General features: G+C 35.3%; 26 protein-coding genes. 19 read left to right on the top strand and 7 right to left on the bottom strand.

Annotation, left to right across the window (positions count from 1 at the left end):
- Positions 1-125: 125 nt before the first annotated feature.
- Together JIN86_RS05625 and recU are read right to left on the bottom strand one after the other, a co-directional pair.
- A complete protein-coding gene (locus JIN86_RS05625) occupies positions 126-2,819 on the bottom strand; it encodes a penicillin-binding protein 1A (RefSeq protein ID WP_202341439.1) in 2,694 nt (897 codons plus the stop codon).
- Positions 2,820-2,821: 2 nt separating this feature from the next.
- Positions 2,822-3,466: a Holliday junction resolvase RecU gene (gene recU / locus JIN86_RS05620; protein ID WP_004225567.1), complete on the bottom strand. Its 645-nt coding sequence runs from the start codon at positions 3,464-3,466 to the stop codon at positions 2,822-2,824.
- Between the two features lie 381 nt (positions 3,467-3,847).
- On the opposite strand from recU, the gene JIN86_RS05615 reads away from it, so the two are divergent.
- From JIN86_RS05615 to JIN86_RS05605, 3 genes are all read left to right on the top strand, one after another.
- Positions 3,848-4,045 carry a hypothetical protein gene (locus tag JIN86_RS05615; RefSeq protein WP_004225568.1) on the top strand — a complete coding sequence of 66 codons (198 nt, stop codon included), beginning with the start codon at positions 3,848-3,850 and terminating at the stop codon, positions 4,043-4,045.
- Positions 4,046-4,252: 207 nt separating this feature from the next.
- A complete protein-coding gene (locus JIN86_RS05610) occupies positions 4,253-4,636 on the top strand; it encodes a YppE family protein (RefSeq protein ID WP_004225569.1) in 384 nt (127 codons plus the stop codon).
- Complete coding sequence (locus JIN86_RS05605; protein ID WP_202341438.1) at positions 4,611-6,905, top strand: DEAD/DEAH box helicase; 2,295 nt, start codon at positions 4,611-4,613, stop codon at positions 6,903-6,905. Before JIN86_RS05610 ends, JIN86_RS05605 begins: the two co-directional genes overlap by 26 nt.
- A 10-nt stretch (positions 6,906-6,915) precedes the next feature.
- Here JIN86_RS05605 and JIN86_RS05600 read toward each other — a convergent pair whose 3' ends face one another.
- From JIN86_RS05600 to JIN86_RS05590, 3 genes are all read right to left on the bottom strand, one after another.
- On the bottom strand, positions 6,916-8,781 hold the full coding sequence (locus tag JIN86_RS05600) for a recombinase family protein (RefSeq protein ID WP_202341437.1): 1,866 nt from the start codon (positions 8,779-8,781) through the stop codon (positions 6,916-6,918).
- Positions 8,782-8,901: 120 nt separating this feature from the next.
- Entirely contained in the window at positions 8,902-9,093 is a 192-nt protein-coding gene (locus JIN86_RS05595) for a hypothetical protein (RefSeq protein ID WP_202341436.1), read from the bottom strand.
- Positions 9,094-9,112: 19 nt separating this feature from the next.
- On the bottom strand, positions 9,113-9,610 hold the full coding sequence (locus tag JIN86_RS05590; RefSeq protein ID WP_202341435.1) for a helix-turn-helix domain-containing protein: 498 nt from the start codon (positions 9,608-9,610) through the stop codon (positions 9,113-9,115).
- Positions 9,611-9,766: 156 nt separating this feature from the next.
- Between JIN86_RS05590 and JIN86_RS05585 the strand changes: the two genes are divergently transcribed.
- The 16 genes from JIN86_RS05585 to JIN86_RS05510 all read left to right on the top strand — a co-directional run bounded on the left by JIN86_RS05585 (position 9,767) and on the right by JIN86_RS05510 (position 19,922).
- On the top strand, positions 9,767-9,943 hold the full coding sequence (locus JIN86_RS05585) for a hypothetical protein (RefSeq protein ID WP_202341434.1): 177 nt from the start codon (positions 9,767-9,769) through the stop codon (positions 9,941-9,943).
- A 110-nt stretch (positions 9,944-10,053) separates the two neighbouring features.
- Positions 10,054-10,248 carry a hypothetical protein gene (locus JIN86_RS05580; protein ID WP_202341433.1) on the top strand — a complete coding sequence of 65 codons (195 nt, stop codon included), beginning with the start codon at positions 10,054-10,056 and terminating at the stop codon, positions 10,246-10,248.
- A 643-nt stretch (positions 10,249-10,891) separates the two neighbouring features.
- Positions 10,892-11,263: a hypothetical protein gene (locus tag JIN86_RS05575; protein ID WP_202341432.1), complete on the top strand. Its 372-nt coding sequence runs from the start codon at positions 10,892-10,894 to the stop codon at positions 11,261-11,263.
- Between the two features lie 21 nt (positions 11,264-11,284).
- Complete coding sequence (locus JIN86_RS05570; RefSeq protein ID WP_237497152.1) at positions 11,285-11,899, top strand: Rha family transcriptional regulator; 615 nt, start codon at positions 11,285-11,287, stop codon at positions 11,897-11,899.
- 14 nt (positions 11,900-11,913) lie between these two features.
- Positions 11,914-12,069, top strand: a complete 156-nt coding sequence (locus JIN86_RS05565; protein WP_202341431.1) for a DUF6906 family protein — start codon at positions 11,914-11,916, stop codon at positions 12,067-12,069.
- Positions 12,070-12,181: 112 nt separating this feature from the next.
- Positions 12,182-12,388, top strand: coding sequence for a hypothetical protein (locus JIN86_RS05560; RefSeq protein WP_004231497.1), 207 nt, complete (start codon positions 12,182-12,184; stop codon positions 12,386-12,388).
- Positions 12,389-12,482: 94 nt separating this feature from the next.
- Positions 12,483-12,911 carry an ArpU family phage packaging/lysis transcriptional regulator gene (locus JIN86_RS05555; RefSeq protein ID WP_202341430.1) on the top strand — a complete coding sequence of 143 codons (429 nt, stop codon included), beginning with the start codon at positions 12,483-12,485 and terminating at the stop codon, positions 12,909-12,911.
- 32 nt (positions 12,912-12,943) lie between these two features.
- Positions 12,944-13,327, top strand: a complete 384-nt coding sequence (locus JIN86_RS05550) for a hypothetical protein (RefSeq protein ID WP_202341429.1) — start codon at positions 12,944-12,946, stop codon at positions 13,325-13,327.
- Positions 13,328-13,360: 33 nt separating this feature from the next.
- A complete protein-coding gene (locus JIN86_RS05545; protein ID WP_202341428.1) occupies positions 13,361-13,534 on the top strand; it encodes a hypothetical protein in 174 nt (57 codons plus the stop codon).
- A 24-nt stretch (positions 13,535-13,558) separates the two neighbouring features.
- A complete protein-coding gene (locus JIN86_RS05540) occupies positions 13,559-14,053 on the top strand; it encodes a hypothetical protein (RefSeq protein WP_202341427.1) in 495 nt (164 codons plus the stop codon).
- 25 nt (positions 14,054-14,078) lie between these two features.
- Positions 14,079-14,405 (top strand): hypothetical protein, encoded by a 327-nt coding sequence (locus JIN86_RS05535; protein WP_202341426.1) that lies wholly within the window; start codon positions 14,079-14,081, stop codon positions 14,403-14,405.
- Between the two features lie 10 nt (positions 14,406-14,415).
- Entirely contained in the window at positions 14,416-14,673 is a 258-nt protein-coding gene (locus tag JIN86_RS05530; protein WP_202341425.1) for a hypothetical protein, read from the top strand.
- A 258-nt stretch (positions 14,674-14,931) separates the two neighbouring features.
- Entirely contained in the window at positions 14,932-15,138 is a 207-nt protein-coding gene (locus tag JIN86_RS05525) for a hypothetical protein (protein WP_202341424.1), read from the top strand.
- Between the two features lie 584 nt (positions 15,139-15,722).
- Entirely contained in the window at positions 15,723-16,778 is a 1,056-nt protein-coding gene (locus JIN86_RS05520) for a hypothetical protein (RefSeq protein WP_202341423.1), read from the top strand.
- Between the two features lie 731 nt (positions 16,779-17,509).
- The gene (locus JIN86_RS05515; protein WP_237497151.1) at positions 17,510-18,649 is read left to right on the top strand and encodes a hypothetical protein; all 1,140 of its coding nucleotides are present in this window, start codon (positions 17,510-17,512) and stop codon (positions 18,647-18,649) included.
- A gap of 199 nt (positions 18,650-18,848) precedes the next feature.
- A complete protein-coding gene (locus JIN86_RS05510) occupies positions 18,849-19,922 on the top strand; it encodes a hypothetical protein (protein WP_202341421.1) in 1,074 nt (357 codons plus the stop codon).
- Positions 19,923-20,019: 97 nt separating this feature from the next.
- On the opposite strand, the gene JIN86_RS05505 is transcribed toward JIN86_RS05510, so the two are convergent.
- The gene (locus tag JIN86_RS05505; RefSeq protein ID WP_202341420.1) at positions 20,020-20,505 is read right to left on the bottom strand and encodes an RlpA-like double-psi beta-barrel domain-containing protein; all 486 of its coding nucleotides are present in this window, start codon (positions 20,503-20,505) and stop codon (positions 20,020-20,022) included.
- Between the two features lie 14 nt (positions 20,506-20,519).
- Complete coding sequence (locus JIN86_RS05500) at positions 20,520-21,161, bottom strand: hypothetical protein (protein WP_202341419.1); 642 nt, start codon at positions 21,159-21,161, stop codon at positions 20,520-20,522.
- Positions 21,162-21,507 lie beyond the last annotated feature (346 nt).

The raw sequence follows: 21,507 nt of genomic DNA, 5'->3' as shown, positions 1-21,507 counted from the left end.
CGCGAAAAGTGGCGGATAGATCGTGTAGAGTGGTGGATAGATCGCAAAACTGACGGATAGCCTCAGAGCCTTCATCAATAAAAAAACCGAGAAGCAGTTCATTCACTGCTTCTCGGTTTTTTTCTTTATTCTGAGCTTTGGTCTTCTTCATTTGGGTTGGTAGGCTCGGTAGGAGGTGTTGGCTGCTGATTTCCATCATTATTGCCATTGTTTCCACCGTTGCCGTTATTTCCATTTCCGTTATTTCCATGCCCATTGCCATTCCCGTTATTACCATTATTATTGTTGTTATTGCTGTTATCGCCATTGCCATTATTGTTATTACCTTGATCATTGTCCTCTTGACCAGGATCAATCGGTAAATCGATATCTGGTTTATCTGGATCTTCCGTTTCCAAATCTTCCTCAGGGGTACTTGTAATCTGGAAGGTTGTTGTCCCAGGCTCACTGCGTGTGCCGTCTACAATGGCTACGACAGAGATTGTATAGTTACCATCTTCAAGCGTGTTAGCAACAGTTAAGCCTTTCGTGTCTGCTGTGCCAAGGATAACCGTTTCTCCACCTTCACGTGTGGCAGAAACTTCAAATGAAGTTGGTAATGGTTCATCGGTTTCTGGATTTAGGATGGCATCATGTTCCCAAGAAATATTGATCGACTGTGCTCCTAAATCTAAGCTTGCTGAAACATTATAAGGTGTAGATAGCTCTGGCGCCTCATAGACCTCAGAAACCTCTGTTGGTTCAGTTCCGCGAACGAATAACTCTGTTTGACGTAGTTCGCTAGGTGTATAGTCACTTGCCAATCTTAAAGGATTAGAGCCTACTTCCACCGTTGCTTCTACAACAGTACTTGGCTTTTTGAAGCTAGCTGTCTCAACATTTGCTGAAATTTCTTGCATAATTGTCTTAAATAGGTTTTGTGGTAATCGACGTTCTTCCCAGGTTGTAATTGGATCAAAGTGTTTTTCATAGCCACTCCATATAGCGATGGAATAGTTAGTTGTGTAACCAGCAAACCATGAATCTGGCACACTTGTATTCGGTAAATTATATTTGTTAAAGTCTTCTGCTGAATAGTTAGTTGTACCTGTTTTACCTGCGATATCTAAGCCAGGCACATTGGCTGCAGTTCCTGAGGCATCAGGCTTATTGCCGACTACATCACGTAGCATGTCTGTTACCATGTAAGCCGTATAATCATTCATAGCCACTTTAGACTCAGGTGTATAGTTTTTAGACGTTTTACCATCACGATAAACAATTTTTGTAATCGAATGCGGATCTGTATAGACCCCGTTATTACCGAAAGCAGCATAGGAAGCTGCCATTTGAATAGGAGAGATAGTAATAGCACCACCACCAATTGCATCGGACTCATAGAGGTTTTCTGTTTCTATCCCTAAACGTCCAACAAATTCCTTGGCTTTTTCTGTGCCAACCTCCTGTAATGCTTTAACAGCTGGAACGTTTCGTGAAGCATATAATGCTTTACGTGCAGTCATAGCACCCATATATCTGCCATCCCAGTTTGTGATTGTTTGCTTTGTGCCTGTATAGTTCATTGGTTCGTCGACAAGTGTTTGACCTGTAGACCATTTTAAATATTCAATTGCTGGCCCATAGTCGACTAACGGTTTCATTGTGGAACCTGGTTGATTATTTGTTAAGTCCTCGGCATAATTCCAGCCACGTTCTGCACCATATTTACGACCGCCACCAACGGCTTGAATGGCACCAGTTTTTGTATCAACGACCGCCACACCTGACTGAATTTCTTCAGTTGGGAAATTACTATCATCATTCATGACATTTTCTACAACTTGTTGAGCATTTGGATCAAGTGTCGTATAGACTTTGATTCCTTCTGCCATTGCCGAACCGTCACCATTATTTTCTAATTCATTAATAACAATATCCAGGAAGGCATCATATTTGGAACCTGCAAATGATTGACGTGTTGCATCATCCGCTAAACCTGATTGAACTTCTGCTTTTTTTGCTTCTTCCATTTCGGCTTTAGAAATTTTTCCGTGTTGATACATTAATCCTAAAACGGTATTACGTCGTTTTTTTGCAAGCTCAGGGTTTTTTAATGGATTATACGCATTTGGTCTTTGCACTAGCCCTGCTAATAATGCTTCTTCATCTAATGTTAAATCTTTTAATTCTTTACCATAGAAGTATTGTGCGGCTGTGCCGAAGCCATAGATACGACCTGACATAAGCATTTTGTTGAAGTACATTTCAAAAATTTCTTCTTTTGTATACTTACGCTCTAATTGGAAGGCAAGCCATGCTTCCTGTGCTTTACGCTTTAATTTCTTCTCGTTTTGTAAAAATGAGTTTTTGACTACTTGTTGTGTTAAAGTTGATGCACCTTGCGCACCAAAGCCATCACGGAAGTTTGCAAGGATTGCACCGCCTAGACGATAAAAATCCATACCATGATGCTCAAAAAAGCGTACATCTTCTGTAGCCAGAATCGCATTGATCATATCTTCAGGTATATCTTCATATTTTATATATTTACGGTTTTCAGCACCGATTGTTGCAAATAATTCACCGTTTTTATCGTAGAACTCTGAAGAAACAGGATCTTTCAGTAATTCTTCATCGAGCTCTGGAGCCGTGCTTGCATAGAAGGCAAATAATGCAGCTCCTCCAATTAAACCTGCTACACCGATTGCTAAGACTGTTAAAAAAATGCGTTTAAACCATGACTTAGCGGATGAGGCTGGTTTCGTTTTTTTATTTTTATTTTTATTTTTTTCAGCGAGAGCTTTTTGATGCTCTCCACGTGTTCGACGACGTTCAGTCATTCTTATTTCTCCTCACTTTCAGACCCGTAGCATTTTGCATCAATCAATTGTTGGATAATGGGTAAATAATCGATACGCGGATAATAGCTCGTAGGAATTTCATATGCCTCTTCTTCGATGATCGAAAAGGGTATCGATTTACGATTGCCATTTTCCATTGCTTGCCAGGCCTTTTGTAAAACTTTATATGGCACAATAAAATATCGTTCAAAAGCCGAAAAACGAACGATAATAAAAGCCACACCATTTTGTTCCGTCACTTGCTGCATATGTGTCATTTGATGCTCATGAATATTTTTTAAGGGGAAACTTGTTTTGGAAGCAGTTTCCTTTGCATCAAAATCGATATAATGCCCTTTCCAAACACCATTGTAGTCGGTTGTAGAGGGTGTTCGAAAATAAGCTTCACGAATGACAGCAGCACTTCGTGAAGGGTACTCTACTTTGACGATTTGCACAGGAACAGGTTTCTTATGAATGATAGCAAGTCGCCTTTTTATATAATAGTCGTTTGCTTCATTAATTTCATCTTCTAGCGTCTTCCCTCGATTACTAAAAGATAAATCTTTGTTTTTGCTCTTTTTTTCTGTTTTCTGTACAGAAGCATTTGGGGTATACAATTTCCCGTTTGGATAACGAATTGTCATTAAACTCACCCTTTACCTTACTGCTTTTCTATCCACTAGTTTACCATGTTTTCATAGCTGTTCTCTACCTCCATCATTCATGAAATTGTTACTAGAATAGTAGAAAACAAATGGTAAGTAGGAATAATTTGCGTCGAAAAATCGCCAGCTTTATTCTTACTAGAATCGTCAAAATAACTGATAAATTTAAGTAGGTCATTGGGATGAAAATATACTCACACAGTGACCTTTCATTCCTGACGATTTTTTTTGTCAGAGGTTCACTATTAAAAATTTATCGAAAATCTTCTTCTTTCAGCTAACTTACGCTTATTTTGTCACGCCTGAAGGTAATTCTATACATACGAGGAATACTAAAGTTAAAGCAAAGGAGGCGTTATTTTGAACAAGTTAGAACAATTAGTTGCGCAGTTAGATCTGGTCAATCAATTACTTTTCACGAGAGTGTCACTGGAAAACAATGCTCATAGTTTGCATTTTTTTATGCAACTTAAAGCGGTTAGCCAGAAAGTAAGCTTAGCAGAAAAGAACTGGCAAGTAAAGAATGCTTGTTCGCCTATTAGTAGTGAAAAATCATAGACTTTGGTACACTTATCTCATAAGCAATTGAACTAACGCAATAGCATGAAGATTGATACATTATTATCCACAAAGGTGTGGTAAATAGGTGTCATAAACAGTGATATTTCCATAGCTGGCGTGCTGGACAAGACATACTTTCCATGTATATGCCGTCACTACGAAATATATTTGCTATGTGTAATTGTTGAGAGATGAGGTGCAAAATTGTTAGTTATCCAGCAAACATCCAAATTAATAGATGAATGTGATCAGTGCGTTTCACGTTTTTGGCAAATGCGTGAGGAAGATCGAACACCTGATTTTTTTCAAGAGGTAAAGCCACATGCAGATGTAATCCATCAACTTTTGAAGGAATGGCAGCAAGAAGCCAATAAATGGATTCAAAAAAATCGACCGAAATACATGCATACGCAACAAATTGCTTCAGCCGTTGAATCGATGGAGCAATTTGTTGTGCAATCTTTTTATAAAGAAACAAGTAAAAAACGTTTTTTAGATGCCATTCATTCTACTTCCTATACATTGAAAATATTTGAACGATTAGTTAAGGAGGGAGAAAAGGATGCTATCGAAGAAACGAACGATTAGTGAGCTTTTACATGAGTGGAGATATGATGAAGAACTTAAAGAGCGAATCTTACATTGGCAAACATTAGAGGGGCGTCCAGCTAACTATGCACCATTTCCTAGGAATTTACATCCTTCTTTAATGAAAGCCCTACAGGCAAGAGGTATTGAGCAGCTCTATACACATCAGCGAGAGGCATTTGATTTGGCACAGCGTGGTACGTCTTTTACAGCAGTTACGCCAACTGCTTCAGGTAAATCCTATTGCTATCATCTGCCAGTGCTACAAAAAATAATGGAAGATAAAAATGCACGTGCCATTTATTTATTTCCAACAAAGGCACTGGCACAGGACCAGAAAAATGATTTGAATGAACTCATTGAGCAAAGCGGTGAGGAGATTCTAAGCTATACCTATGATGGAGATACAGCTCCTGGCATTAGGCAAAAGGTTCGTAAGGCAGGGCATATCGTGATGACGAATCCTGATATGCTTCATTCGGGGATTTTGCCACATCATACAAAATGGGTTTCACTTTTTGAAAATCTACAATATATTGTGATTGATGAATTGCATACATACAAAGGTGTGTTTGGTTCCCATGTGGCACATGTTATTCGGAGATTAAAAAGAATTTGTGAGTTTTATGGGAGTAAACCTGTATTTATTTGTACATCGGCTACCATTAAAAATCCCCAAGAGCTTGCTGAGCTGCTTACGAATGAATCACACATGCTCATTGCTGATTCGGGCGCTCCAGTTGGTAAGAAAACCTTTCTTTTTTACAATCCGCCGATTATTCATAAAACATTTGGCGTACGTAGAAGTGCTGTATTAGAAGTAAGTGATTTAGCTAAAAGGTTGTACACGGCTGGCATTCAATCCATTATTTTTGCCAAAAGCCGGGTACGAGTAGAAATGATTGTAACCTATTTAAAGGAACTTACACGTAATAAGCTGCTCGATGAATCTGTACGTGGCTATCGAGGCGGGTATCTGCCATCTGAGCGACGTGTCATTGAAAAAGGCTTGCGTGATGGGACCATCCAAACAGTAGTTAGCACCAATGCATTAGAATTAGGTGTCGATATCGGTCAATTACAAGCATGTATTATGACAGGTTACCCAGGAAATATTGCGAGTGCTTGGCAGCAAGCAGGACGTGCAGGGAGACGTCAGGATGAAGCATTGATTATTTATGTTGCGCAATCTTCCGCGTTGGACCAGTATGTGGTCAATCATCCACTATTTTTACTAGGCAGTACACCAGAGGAAGCACGTATTTATCCAGAAAATATGCTGATTTTAATGGATCATTTGAAATGTGCTGCCTTCGAGCTACCTTTTTCAACAGGCGATACGTATGGAGAATATGACATACAGGAATTGTTGGCGTATTTAGCAGAGGAAGGGGTAGTTTTTAAGACGAGTGATAAATGGCATTGGATGAGTGATCGTTTCCCGGCGCATGATATTAGCTTACGTTCAGCGTCACAAGAAAATGTAGTCATTATTGATCTTACCATTCCTGCACAGACAAAGGTTATTGGTGAAATGGATCGACATAGTGCCATGACACTCTTGCATGAAGAAGCCATTTACTTGCACCAAGGTATTCAGTTCCAAGTAGAGAAGCTTGACTGGGAGGAAAAGAAAGCCTATGTGCGTGAAGTAGATGTAGATTACTATACAGATGCCAATCTAGCAGTTGAAATGAAAGTTTTAGAGGAAGATCGTAACCGTTCATATGCAGGTGGTACAATCTGCTTTGGCGATGTTGGCTTAGTAGCACAAGCAACGATTTTCAAGAAGATAAAGTTCGGTGGAAAACAGGACAATATCGGGTCGGGAACAATCCATTTACCACCTGATGAAATGCATACTAGCTCATCTTGGCTATCATTTGATGCTCCAACAAAATGGACAGAAGCAGAGTTAGATGGAGCTATGGTCGGTGCTGCTTATGCCATTAATGCTTTTATTCCGATTTTCATTCGATGTGATAGTAGTGATGTAGCTGTCGTGCCACAAATAAAGGCAACACATAATGAGCTACCAACATTTTTTGTATATGACAAGTATCCTGGTGGTATTGGTTTAAGTGAAAAAGTATACGATTTATGGGAGGAACTTTTGGACAAAACACTACAACATGTATCAAGTTGTCCCTGTGAAGCAGGTTGCCCATCCTGCATTGGCGTTCAAGACAGCTTGAATGAATCAAAAGGGTACGTTATAAAATTGTTAAGCTATTTAGTGTCCCAACTAAATAATGAAAAGGAGCGTTGAGGGTACGCCTTCAACGCAATTTTTCTTCGCGTATAAGCTTGTATATCATTTTTCTGTTTATTCCTGTGATTTTTTCGAGTTGACGCCCTGTTGCATTTGGATGTGATTGTAGGGCTTTTTTTATTGTTTTTATTCTTTTCTGGCGCATTTCAGGTCCCAATCTATTAGGCGCTAAATGCTTAAATGGGCCAAACCATTCTTGATACTTTATAAGTGTGCTGTAATTACTGTGGAAATGTTTCTGTATACGCTCAAGCGAAGCACCCTTATTTTTGTTTAGGTATGTTTGAATTGCATTATATTTTTCTCTGGCAGCCGCATACATTTCTCTTTCTTTAACAGCTTCCATTGTTTCAATATCAATGCGAATGTCCAGTGTGACTTGTTGTGGCAACCTAGCGTGCATAATTAATAAATTATTAGAAACATCTAATGTTGCGGTAGGAAAGATAGAACCAATAAGTCTTTGTTGTTCGGATTCTTCTAATAAACTATCAAAATGTGCAGCAATTGATAAAAATTCAACAACAACATCATAATTGAATTGGCTAGTCTTCACTAATTCATACTTGCGTTTTAAATCATCTATAGAATTTTCAATATGTTTAAGTCGGCTATCTAGTTGATCTCGTTCCTTATCCAATACTTCTTCTGACCATTTACCATCAAGATAAAGTTTTAAAATTTTATCCATTTTTGAATTCACATCATTTTTTTGTTTATTCAATTCGGATAATTGTTTTTTGATTTTATCAAGCTCCTTATCATCAAATTCAGCATCTATATATTTCTTTGCTGTTTTTTCGTCTATTAGAATAGACTTTACCGCAGTTATTAGGCTATTTTTAATACGTTTAGTATTTACATAAGGCTTTGCTTCGCAATCATCATGTGTTGATTCATTGAGATGCCTCAATGTGAATACAGGATACGTTTTGTCTTTCTTTCTTGAATGGGAGGAAGTTTTATTCACACTTACTAGACGATTGCATGATGCGCATGTAATGATGACATTGCGCAAAAAATGTGATTCTGCTGGTTTTGTCTTATAATTTTCTTTTAACCTTTGAGTGATTGCTTCAAATGTTTCAAGTGAACGTAGCTTTGGATAAACATCTTCTACTGTTATTGTTTCACCATTACTAAAAGTTTTTTCGAGTACACCGTGATACGCTTTATTCTTATATCTCTGAAGGACTTGATTGACCGTCCATTCCTTACCTGTTGGCGTTTTACATAGCTGATTTAAACAAGAGGCAACACCTGTGGCACTTATACCTTGTTCTAATAATAAATCATCTATATAAGGGATGATCCAGGAGCGGTTTTCATCAACAACAACAGAGCTAGTTTCTTTTACATGAATATAGCCATCTGGCTGCTTTCCCCAAACTTTCCCTTCGCGCGTAAATTGTCGCTTACCACGCATCATCTTTCTTATAATGTCGCGTCTATTTCTATGAGCAAAAATATTTTTTAGATCTGAATAAAATTCATCATCCACATTTGATAAGTCCATAATATGCCCAGGCTCTGCGATTTTTACATTGTTTTCGCGTAATACATTTTTTAAAAAATGCCAAGATACTGCATCAAGTCGGGATAAACGGTCTTGTTCAATTACTAATACAACATCTATTTTCCCGTCTTCTACATAATCTAATAGTGATTCGAGACCTGGCTTTTTTAATTTTGTACCTGAATCTGTATCTTTAAAAATATCAACGATTTCCCAACCTTGACTTTCTGCATAGCGTGTTAGTTCAGTTGTTTGAGCAGATAAACTATAACGATCTTCTTGTAAATTTTTAATAGATACACGAATATAGATAGCTGCCCTAAGTGAAGTTCTTGGTTCAGTTTCTCTTATAGTCATATGGGTACTCCTTTCATAAGAAAAGAGCTAGACAAATGAGCCTGCTCTTTTCTGTAATTACTATTTTGCGCAAAATATTAATGATTTTGATAGTGTGATCATCATAAAGTGTTTAAGTATTCAATCTAAATTTAATAATACTTTTACTCTTTTTATTTCCTCTTCTTGGATGATTTTTTCTCTTTGAGAATCCGGCACAAAATCTTTGAATAAATCTTGATTTTTTAATAGAGATTCAACGATGTTAAGTACATAATCTTTATTACTCTGAGTTAGTTGGTTAAATAGCTGTAACAATTTATCATCATCCATCTACGCCTTCATTCACCTTTCATCCTATTAAGTCTTTTTTTTGCTTTTGTGAAGCTGATAACATTCGAGCTTTTTTCTCTGCTTCCAACTCTTGTCGATAACGTTCCAATTCTGCTTCAATATCAACTTGATCATTATTTTCCTCAACAGTAGAGGCTATTTCAGAGTGTTTTGCAAAAAGTTGTTGTGCTGTTTTGAGAATCGCTTGACGCACATCTTTGTTTAAATCCATATAGCTTTTAATAATGTCCAGCTCTAATTCAGAGAGCTGGCTTTTTTGTGCGTACTCATCTAATGAAAAAGTTTCTGGTTGAATAAACATTTCACCTTCGCCTGTTCGCAACCATTGTTCATTAACGTTGAATTCTCTACAAATATCAGAAATTATTCTATCTGTTGCGTCCCTAGCTCCATTTTCTAAAGAAGAAATATGTGTTTGCGAAAGTTTTATTTTGTCGCCCATTTCTTTTTGATTGAAACCAAGAGTCTTTCTTAGGTATCTCATACGCTCGTTCAAATAATATCACCCCTTTCTTATGGTTATCGTATATCACTTTTTAACTCAATGCAATATTTTGAAGCTAAAATATATTGACTTTTAACTCAAAGTAATTTATGTTTAACTCAATGAGTTGTTTAATAGGTTTTATTGAATTTGAAAGGAGTGAGTGAAATGAGTGATCGAATAATTGCTGTAAAAGAAAAAGAAGCGGTTGAGCAAGTAAGCGCATATTTGAAAATGTTGACGCCAGAACAGCAACAGACATTTGCAACATTGATTAAAGGTGCAATGGTGACTATGCAGGTAGTGGGGAGAAAAGATAAAGAGCAACAGAATGAAACTGCGTAAGAAAATTATTTATACGGAGTGCTGTGATACCGTGTCGATGACGGTACATAGGTCCTTATAGCTTTGTGACGGTAGCAACGTCAGACCATTCTAAAGGAGGTGATCCAATTATGACAAAATCAAATTGTCCAATCCCTCCAGAGCGTATTCGTCAACATGCGAATTTACCCGCTAAATTAGCAGAACTTTCACGTCTTGATGCTGAAAAGGCAATTTCTTTATTACGCGATTGGGGTGAGGGTAAGAAGACGATTAAAGCTTTGTGGGAAGAAACTACAGAATATGTAGGTGATACTCTGTCTTAAATTTTTTGGTTTCTCTTGTTCCTCCCATTCAAAAGGTATATGGAATTGTTCTGGTAGCTTATAGAAAAAAGGGAGATTTAAATGTACAGGTTAGATGAATTACAAAAGGCATATGCTACGAAATATATGATAGATACGGAGGTTAATATAATTAGAGGTTTGAAGTTTTCCCTTGCTGTTAAGTTAAATCGTAGAGGGTGGAAAGCCCAGGTGATCCAGCTAAATGCATATACAACTGAGCAATAAAAAAACTGCTTAATCGCTCTAACGATTAAACAGTTATCAAAAAAGACTATAGATACAAAACATTATATCAAGAGGCAGTGAGAGTGTCTACTCTCTCCCGTTTACGGCAATTTTATTTGGGCTTTATTCTCATGTTGAAATTACAAGTTAAATATTAAAAAACGTGGGAGAGATTCCTTTATTGCTTAGAGAAGAGGTATTTTCGATAGCAGGTTAGTAAAAGGAAACTGATGAAATTGATGTAATGAATGGAATAAATAAAAATTGTTTTAGAGAATAGGACATTAAATTTTTTTTAAATATCAAAAATTGGTGATGGATAATGAGGGTCCTAGGAAAATACAGAATGTACCCTATGATTGTTGAGGACTATTCAATTTTAAAGGGAGGAATATTGATGCAAAGGTTAAACCAAATTAGATCATTTATCGATATGGTTTTACAGGTACAGCAAGATTTCGAGGATCATTTTAAGACCTATCAAGATGTCTATTTTTTCAACCTCAATCCGCGTTTTGTGAGAATACAACAGGATCTTCAGACGGAAGCTCTAAGAATAGGCATTATCAGTATTTCTAAAGATCAAAATAATAAAATTGGCAATGTTTTGCTTACAAAAGAAGCTTTCTACGCCATTACAACTAAAGACCAGCAGCAGCCCTGGTTTAAAGATACAACAAATGAAAATTGGCTAATTGAACACTATAAAGTCACTATCGATGGGATAGAAATGTGGAGCGTAGATGGTAGACAAAGAGAAACAGTTTAACTATAGAAAGGGGCATTAATTTTGACTCTACAACAATTGCTGGAAGGTCATCAAGGAATTGTTTTCGTGAATGATAATAAAGCTTTTACAGATAGTCGGATCATTTCAGAGGTCTTTCAAAAAGGGCATGACAAGGTTTTACGCGATATACGTAACTTGAAATGCTCAGAAGCTTTTCGTCTCGCCAACATTGGAGAGGCGGATTATGTAAATGGACAAGGTCGAAAAATGCCAATGTATGTCTTAACATTTGATGGATTTGTTATTTTGGCTATGGGTTATACAGGTGAAAAGGCAATGCAATTTAAAGAGCTTTACATAGCTGCATTTAACCATACACATCAATTACTAGCTGATCGACAAAATACATTAATCTTTAGTGAACAACAAGCTATAAGTCGTGCGGTAAAAGAGAGATTATCTATTATTTATCCAAATCTATCACCTTATGCTAAGAGAAAATATTTTACTACTTTATATAAGGAACTAAAGCAGCAATTTCAAGTGTTGTCTTATAAAGATATTCCAAGAAGTTCATTTGTTGAAGCACTAGCAGTTATTAATAGTTGGGAATCACCAAAATTGGAGAGTCCACAAAATATTAAAGAGGTTCGGGATGTTGTGTTTTCCGAGTAAAGGAGGGGTGTTCAATGAAGAATGGGAAAAAGCTAACAGTTTCTCAACGCCAGCATCTTCAATCATTGGGATTAGAGCCGAATGATTGGCTACTGAGTAAAAAAACAAATGTTGAATGGGTAATAATCGAGCGCATTTCTGGAAATGCACGTGTTATTCCTGCGCCTTAGAAACGGAAAGGTGTGAGGGAGATGTTAGATGTAATATGTTTTCTCATTATTTTAATTTGTTGTTTTTATTTATATCTAATATAAAAAATAAAAAGTTGGGAGAGTTAATAATATGCCTGAATCAAAAAAAGGTACTCTTGTTTCATTAATGACTATGTCATTTTCAGATGGAATGGTCCATAAAGTGGGTTTTGTTGTATCTAAGCTTAGAAAACATGGGGATTTGACAACAGTTGTGCAACAAACAGCAGCAATCAAGAAGAGTAGTTTATCGAGATATGGACAATCCCTTTTTGATGCATGTTTTAAGGGTTGGTAATAGCCAAGCACTACATATAAGAGTGAAGAACTAGCGTACAATGTTTAGTTTTTCACTTACTTTTATTTTTTCAAGGAGGGCTGTCACTGTTGAAATGGCTAAACGAGAAGATAAAGAAGAGTTAATCAAATGGGTAATTGACAAATGTTTGCAAAAGTATTTTGAAATGGAGTTACAGGCTAATGCTAGCCATTTACCTAGCATGACTAGTCGATGGACTGATACACCAATGCACTCGAATGGTTTTCATAGCTCTACAGAAACGGTGGCAATTAAAAAAGCTTCAGCAGCTGAATGGGTGGAAGCCTTTCATTCCAATTTAGAGTCTCTGCCAGAGTTACATCGTAAGCTGATTCAGCTTAAATATTTGTCGAAAAGCTCAGATGGTAAATATCTAAGTGACGACTTAGTTTACACAGAACTGAATTTAGGTCGTACTGCTTATTATCGTTTAAAAAAGGATGCACTTTATTGGTTAGGACTTCAACTTGCTGATGATTCGATTATCCGAAGTGAGTATTGACGACAAGTAAACATTTATAAAGGGTGGAATATATGAAAATAAAAGCAAGCCTAATGATCTTGGGGTTATCCTCGCTATTTTTTCTTAGTGGATGTGAAGAGGAAGAAGAAAAAGAAGAAAAAGAAGAAAAAATATCAGCAACGTTTCTCCAATTGGAAAAACAAGATGATGGAGCATATGCAATTCTTGCAGACGATACCAATAAGGTTTATTACAAAATGACGATTTCCTCCTATGAATATAACCATTGGAACATAGAGGAAAATACGCTGTTAGAAAATCTTGTTGTAAAAGAAAAATCAGCCTTATCTTTTATTGGACCTTTCCCTGAATCAACGACAATAAAAAAAATTGAAATCGGTGATAACTGGTATCCAATTGATGAATTTGATTATTTTGAGGAAGAAAATATGTAGAAGTGAGGTAGCTCAAATAGGGAGTGCCATAGCATGGGATTAATAATTTATCTGTTGGTGGGAAGCTTCTCGATGTCACTAATATTAGGACATTATTTCCCTAATTTACATGATCTCATAATTAATGGTTTATCGATTTTCATTTGCTTACTGTTACCGATTATTATTGTTATTTTTTCTAAATGGTTAAAAGTAAAACTTCGGTGATGCAGCAACAAAAGGAGCGTAGCTATGTTTCAACGATTTTTTCGTAGTCCAATACAAGAAAATCAGATTATGACGTATCAATGGCTGGATGATGAGAGAATCTACCATCCTTCAATAGCTGATGTAGCGTACATAAAATCGTTTTTAGAACGAACGCCAAATGACGTACTTATAACTCGTAGAGAGTACAGCGACTTATTAATTGGAAATTTGAAAGAGACTTCTACCAATCAAGAGGTCATTATCCATCTCATTTCCATTATGAAGCAATTAATTGAAATATCCATTATTCAATTTGAATCAGCTATTTTGCCCTCTCTCGATGTATTAAAAGACTTTGAACGCTCTGACGATTTACAACGATCTGTATGTGCCATGACGAACCATGATTATTATGGGGCGCTTATTTGTTTATCAGACTACCTATATCGTCATAGAAAAGACGATGATCCATTGGACGTTATGGAAATGCATATTCTTTATATTTTTGTTAACTGCATATTAAGCAACACTTTATGATGCTGTAAAAGAGGAGGCTACTCATATGAGCAATGGACAGCTACATTTTATTGATTGTTTTAATAGGACTCACAATACCCTTGTCATAGGAAAAATGGGTAAAGGTGCAGCCTTTCATATGGTAAAAATTAACAACTCCGTGTTTTGGTTCAGTGGAGAAATGGGGACGGGTTGTAGAGAATTACAACTATTTCTACCTGCTCCAAATAATCAAAATAACTTGTTTCCTAGAGTAGTAACCTTCAAAGAGAAAATGGAGATGATACTACAAGATCATCAAAAAAAATTACGACACAATCATTATTTAGCAGAAAGAGAACTTTATCGAAATATCTTTGGATTAATGGGGTGAGGTGAATGTAATGAGCCATTTTGAAGCGATGGAAGCATTAGGACAAGTCACAATATATGATTTGTTAGAAAATGATCAACCTACATTTACAGTTGGTGACAAGGTACATGCTGCCATTACACAAGAAAGTGATTATGAGGCAGCTTACTGCCCAATTGTTTTAAAGAAGCCTGGCGAGATTGTGGAGATTTTACCTAAAAATCAGTATAGGGTCGATTTTGCTGGAGAAGTGCAGATTATGAGAGCGCATGAATTATCAATTTTTTAGTTTATCGGCTATTTTTTATAAAATTGCCGATGTTTATTTGAAAGATTAAAAGCTGAACCAGGAACATTAAGTTATTTAGTGTTCCTCATTGGGTTTTTAATTAAATAATGCAAAAGAAGGTGGAATATGGAGTTTTTCACTAGTGGTGATTGGTTACATCCGGTTGCAACAGCATTTTATACATTTTCAGTTATTGCTTTTATTATTGCTTGGCGTAATGCTGGGGATTTTAAAGGGTAGAGGAAGGGAGCTAAGTAAATGAAATACGGTCCGAAACTTAACCTATTTTTAGCAGAAAATACGGAGCTTACAAATGAGAAAAAAGCCGAAGAAGTAGCAAATTTAGAAACAGATGATTTATTCGACTTAATGCGTAATATCGAGGAAGCTCAAGACAAGTACGACAGAATGGTAATTAAAGCAGTTGCTGGTGCATTGCTTGCTAAAAATATTTTCTTATTTTAATCTGTACAACCATCAAAGTTACTGAACACTTAGAAGGTATTGTTCAGTAGCATTAAAAAAAGCGTTACACAAAAGCAACGCTAAGTTCGTTCAACTCGAGACATCATTACAACACTGGAAACAAAACCTATCAAACCGTTAACCAAAAAAATGTATGCTACTAGTATGGACATCGTTTCTAAGTTGTTTGTAAAGATTCTATATGCCCCTACAGTAAATAATGCCAAACTACTAATTGAGCAAAGTAATGTTCTATTCTTGTCAGTCAAAAAAACACCTCCAAATAATGGTATTTATAATATGTTAACATAGAATAAGTTTTTTTGTTAACTAATATTTAGAGGTTTTCTTGTCATGATAACAATGAACCTCACTGAACAATAGAAAGATATTGCACAGTACAAGGAGGGAGCTTATGTTCATTTATAAATTATCAGTGGATAGAGAAATTGAACATACTGACTCACTAATCAATATAATATCGTTGCTAATATTGTGCGGTATTGGAATCTTATTAATTTTAATTATACTGTTATTTTTAGGAATTATGTTTAAAGACTAATAGTGGAAGGAGGAGCAGGAAGATGAATGAAAGAGTAGTAGATGGACTGCAGTTTTTTGATCAAGAATTAAAGTATTTAAAACGTTATGAATATGAGTATGTATATGGCTCAGAAAAAAAACTGACTGCTTCTTCTTTAGTTACTTACATATTACTACGCTCACTTTGTGATGAGGCAGGGCTTATCTTGGAGCAAGATTTGAATTTAAAGGAAGAATGCGAAAAACATGATCTTCCTTATAGCTCAATACATAATGGTTATCACCGCCTTTTTGACATTGGTTTATTACATATTGACCGTATAAATGGTCGTACATATATTCAATTGCCAGTAGTAGCTGCTTATGTGCCAACTGCAGTAAATACTAAGATACCTGGGTATTTTCTTGTACCCAAAGCAATTTTTAGAAGTGGCTTTTTAAGAGGTTTTATTAAAGCCCGTGATGTACGTGGTTTATTAGGCTTATTGGACCTTATAAATGGCTTATATAGAGAATCTAAACGTAAGAGTAAACAATGGTTAAAACGTAAGAAAATTACGTTATTCAATAAATTAAAACAGTCTAAGAGGGTGTTTAATGAGTGGTTGAAACGTGTATTCTATGGCAAGAATAGTTTGATCCAGGTTAAACAAGAGATAGAAGGTTTATTTGAATTGGCATTTGTAGAAAATGTCTTCAGAGAAAGGAAGCACGATGCCAAGTTCGACCAATTCCAGGCATCTGCACACAATACATTATCTTCTTTATTAAGATCTAGCAGTGTATGTTATACAAGCAATGAGTTACAGGATATGAAGTATGCTTGTAAGCAAGAAATCATTACGCCAATGTATTATGCGGTGGAAGCGAATGAAAACGCAATGTCTACAGTGAAAGCTGTCATGGCCGACATATTAAGCGCAAGTGTGCGAGAGCTTGAACGTCAAACTGGTAATATTCAAGTTCTAGGGGCGTACTTCCGCAAGACCCTACGGCTTCAGACAAAATGTATTTTCCAAGAAGAGCAGCCGTTACGCTATCTCATCGCCAGCTCGTACAAAGATGCAAATTGGGATGTACCCGAGCAGTTTCAATAAGAGCCTTTTCTGAAAAAAGTATTCAGAAAGGGCTATTTGTCATGCAGGCATACATGTATCTTTACCATGTATATCTTTAAAAAATAGACGAATAGAAAATTTGTTGGTAGGACCAGGAGAATATCCAGGAGCCTACCTTTTTTGATGGCATTTCAATCCAATTCGAGCTGTGGAATAGTCGACTTTTGAAAATTAAATCCATTTAGTTATGTGGATGACTTATCTTGAAGATTGCTAATTTCGTGATTAATTGAAGTGATTGTGTGAATAAACCAATCTTTTTCGTCATTTTTAGAGGATAAACCATTTCCAAAAATTAATAAGTCGTCAAGGCCTTGCTATCATTGGCTTTGCCAGCTTAGTAATTGCTCTCTATTAATATATGAATACTATATTAATTACTATGTGCTGTTTTTTCTCTATTATTTTTTCTATTATACTTTCCTCATCGGTGATGATGATGTTGAAGTTGGTTATGTTTTTCTCTCTATCAAAGAAAGAATGAAAACCTTTAAGTTATAAATAATGGCCATTATTTCTTAATAAGATAATCAAAAAAATACTGTTTCTCCACCAGTAGCGATAGAACAAAGCGTAATTTTATTTGTTATAATGTAAGTAATATATATAAAATAAGTAATAATATGGATAATGAACTGGTTCTACATAGTCACAGTGACATTCAAGAACTTATTCGTTCCACTTTTAAGCTAAAGAGAGTAGGGATGTTTATGTATAAAAAGCTTTCTACAGAGGAAAGAGAGCAACAGCTATCAGTATTAACTATAGAACAACGGAATTTTTTAGAAAACGAAATGAAACGTAGTAGACGGACAGTATTTGAAAACGTTATGAGAGAGGAAAAAATCACAGCACTCAAGTCCATAGATATAACCCTTCAAGAAAATGAGATGAATGTCGTAGATTGGTTGATATCCGATTACAATGATTTTGGTCCAGGTAATCTAGATGGGCGATGCGCCTGTGGTCGACGACTACGATATATGTTTACCGTTGAACATCAAGTAACTCGGACAAAAATTCAATATGGGAAGGATCATTTGAGTGCATTTTTAAATATTGAAGTGAATGAAATAGAAGGCGTTATAAATGAGTTAGATAAAATTGATTATGAACTAGATGAACTTTTATGGAAATTAAATAATAATGTGTACTACCACGAATACTACAATAGAATCCCTGATAAAACAGTAGTTTCTGGAAGCATTAAAAAGCATTTTGAAATGAATATTCCATTTTTAGATAGACAAATCAATAGCTTAAATAAATATTTTGAAAAACAAATGGAAGTATTAGAGGAAGAACAACGTAAAATTCAGCGTGAAGTTGACCTTGAAGAGCGCCAGAAAGAAAGAAGACGAATTAAAGAATTACTTCAGGAAAAGAAAAAAATTGAGGCCACTTTAGAGGCTGGAAGAAAGGCTCAACGCGAAATTGAAATCAAAAGACAGCAGCAGGAAAACGATCGTATAGAAAAATTGTCACTAGAAAAAAAGATGATAGAAGATAAACTAATTGAATCTGTAAAAGCACAGCTCGGCTATAATGCTACTTTCGATGAAGTAGCATATTCACTTGTATTGAACGGTCAACATAGCGCGGTAGCAATTAGTCATATTATGGCTAATGATTTTGGCTTTAATAAGCATTTTTTTGTAGGCACTATGCATCGCCCCTTCATATATTTTGATGTATTATTGGCCTTGAAGAAACAAGTGGATAAAGGAAATCTTATTATGGATGAATCATCAAATATAGTGGATTGTATTTTCTATGTGAATCCTTACCGTGAGGAAGATAGAAGTAATGAATCCGAGGAGTTGCAACAACAAACTTTTTCACTTTTTTAATGGTAGTGTTTACAATCACGCCCCAGAGGTCAGAGCTGGACCAAGTCCCAGCCAATGCCAGGAGCGTGTTTTTTAATGGTACTCATAAAGAATTAATGGATATATAGGAAATGTTTTACTTCTCCACGATTTAGATGTAAATTAATTATAAATATAATTATTGTTCTTATTTATGTTCGTAAAAAGGAGGAGTTTTTTTATGGCTAACAATAAACCACTAAAAATGTTATTAGAACAACAGCTGATAACATCTGCTAAAGCAGCTGAAATGCTTGAAATATCCAAACAAAGATTATTAAGCGTGGTAAAGAGTAATGGCATTGAGCCAATCCACCAATCAAGTCAGGGCAATTTATTTTTGCGGAGTGATATTGTAAAACTTAAAAATGGAGCAATTGAAACGAAGAAAAAAATACCTGTTCTGATTAATCATGGTTCAGTAACAGATGCCATGAGTAAGATTGATGAAGTTATAAATAATTTGGATGAGATAACTCATATTTTTGTTTATTTTGATGATTTTGATGCAATACTTGATGGGTTTTACCTGGTATCAGAAAATGATTTGTCCGATTTAAAAAGTTTGAAATCAGCAAGATTTATAATAAGAGATATAAATGGCGATGAAGCTTGGTTTACTAATTTGAATTGTGGTTATGGCGGAGTAGGACCATCTAACTCACAAAAAGTACTTGAGAAACTTGGTATACCATCAGACAAGTCCAAATGTGTAAAAGATAGTGATTATGACATAGTTAAGTATTTTAAAAATGAAAAAGGAGAATTTGAAGTTTATCCTATTGAAAGTGCAATTACGAGAAAATCAGAATGTAAAGCTACTTTATATTATCACAAAGGAAAAATAGTTTGTTTGCAAGATGAAGAGAATTACGTGTCTTATATGGATGATAAAACAAAGTTCTTATATGAATATTCATCGATTGTTCCCAATCCTAGTGATATTATCCTGTTTAATAATAGAGAGTCTGCTATTGAGCATGGATATTTCACAAAAGATTTTTTTGGTAATGATAAGGTTTACCAAGTCATATTAAGAGATCAGCATGGTAGGGAACTTTGGTTATGCCCTCCTGTTCATGATAATAGTGCCTTGAAATATCAAAAAAATGTAAACGAAATATTAGAGTTTTGTGGTCTAGATGTAAAGTTTGAGGAAAACAAACATAAGTATCCTAAAAAATTTATGAATTGGTTAAATATTAAACCGAAACAAGTTCCAGTAGAAGTAATTGAGATAAATAGCAGCTTATAGTTAATTTACATTAAAAGAATTGATTATAAAAGCACTCAAAACAAAAAAATCACACACATCAGACAAGTCTAGTGTGTGTGATTTTTATTTTCATGCATTAATATGCTGTGTAAGCAATATTTTTATTTTTTTCTCCAAATTCATTTGCGTTTTTATCATTAGTAGCATTTTTGAGACCAAAATACACATCAAACCAATATAAATCTCTTTTTCTATTTAAATCACCTGTGTCCGTTACTTTAAAAATAGTTTTATTACCATAACCTTCTACATATAAAGCATTTTTTGTGAGTATAGTAGAACCAAAAGGAAATATTGGATCATGGTTTGATGTTGATTTTTGATGAACAGCAACAGTCATATACTGTTCGTTTGGATAACTTGCTCCACCATGCCCTATTTTATTTCCTGTATAACCAGTTACTACACCTGCAATATGTTCAGAGAGCGCTTGTGTTTCGATGTCCGGTGTTTCGAAGTCTGGTGTATCGATATCTTGTGTTTCGATGGCCTGTGTTTTCGGTGAAAATGTAAAAATAAATATAAAACAAGTAAGTATCGAGATAACTGTATTTTTCTTCATGAATACAACCCCTTTTAGTTTTTATATTGTTCTCTTTCAAATTCTTCTTCTAGCTCACCTGTTTCTGCGTTGAACAATAAATAAATCATATTTTCCTTGGACTGGTCCCATCCGATAACCATCACAATTGGAATGTTTTTTTGCGAGTCTTTAGTAAAACTAAAATTATATCCCTTAGCAAAAGTGTCTCCTGGATAAATTTTGGTGATTTTTTGAGCCCTTTTTAGTAATTCTGGTGTATCATACTTAAATTCTTCAACACTAGAAATAAAATGACTTTTAGGCATAGCGTTTAATTCATTAGAAACATGCACTTTATCTAGTACCTTTCCGTTTTGGATAGTTACTAAATAATAGTCTTTTTTATTCGGTATACCAAATTCAATGCTCCAGTACTTTCTTCTGCCTTCCATTCCTGTTGGCGTTGTATCTTTGTCAACACTATTTCCACTATATAACATTGCTTCTTTGTTCCACTGAAGTGCCTCTTTTTGGGCAATCTCAATTGCTTCTTTTAACGTTAAACCCATTTCCATGTCAGGAGAAAAAGCAACTTCAGATTTTTTGTTCGAATCTAACGTTGTATCGTGGTCTTTACTTTGTTGACAACTAGCTAAAAATATACAAATGAAAAGAAGTAAAAAAAATTTCTTCATTAATTCCTCCTTCTAAAGAAAATCAATTTTAGTTGGTATAAGAGTAATTTCTACAAATAATTTCAAATTCCTTCCATAGAGTGGCATTAACAACTAATGAAATACTAATGAACAACTCCAAAACATTGTATGTTGTTATTCTATAACTGGGCACTATTCCATTTATGGATTGTACTTTATTCAAGAATAGGGCGCGATTCTGGAACAAGAATCAGCGCTTTTTTTAATTAAAGGGCCAGATTATTGATAAACCTTTTCAATAAAATTGGATATTATTGTTGAATTATTGAGTAAAAGATTTTGAAGCTTTTCACTTAAACTAACGGGGCAGTTTAGTTCAAGAATT

Origin of the sequence: Lysinibacillus sp. HST-98, from assembly GCF_016757845.1 — a bacterium.
In the GTDB taxonomy this organism is placed as follows: Bacteria; Bacillota; Bacilli; order Bacillales_A; family Planococcaceae; genus Lysinibacillus; species Lysinibacillus capsici.
Note: the sequence above shows the minus strand (reverse complement) of the source record. Positions and strands in the feature narration are given on the sequence as shown.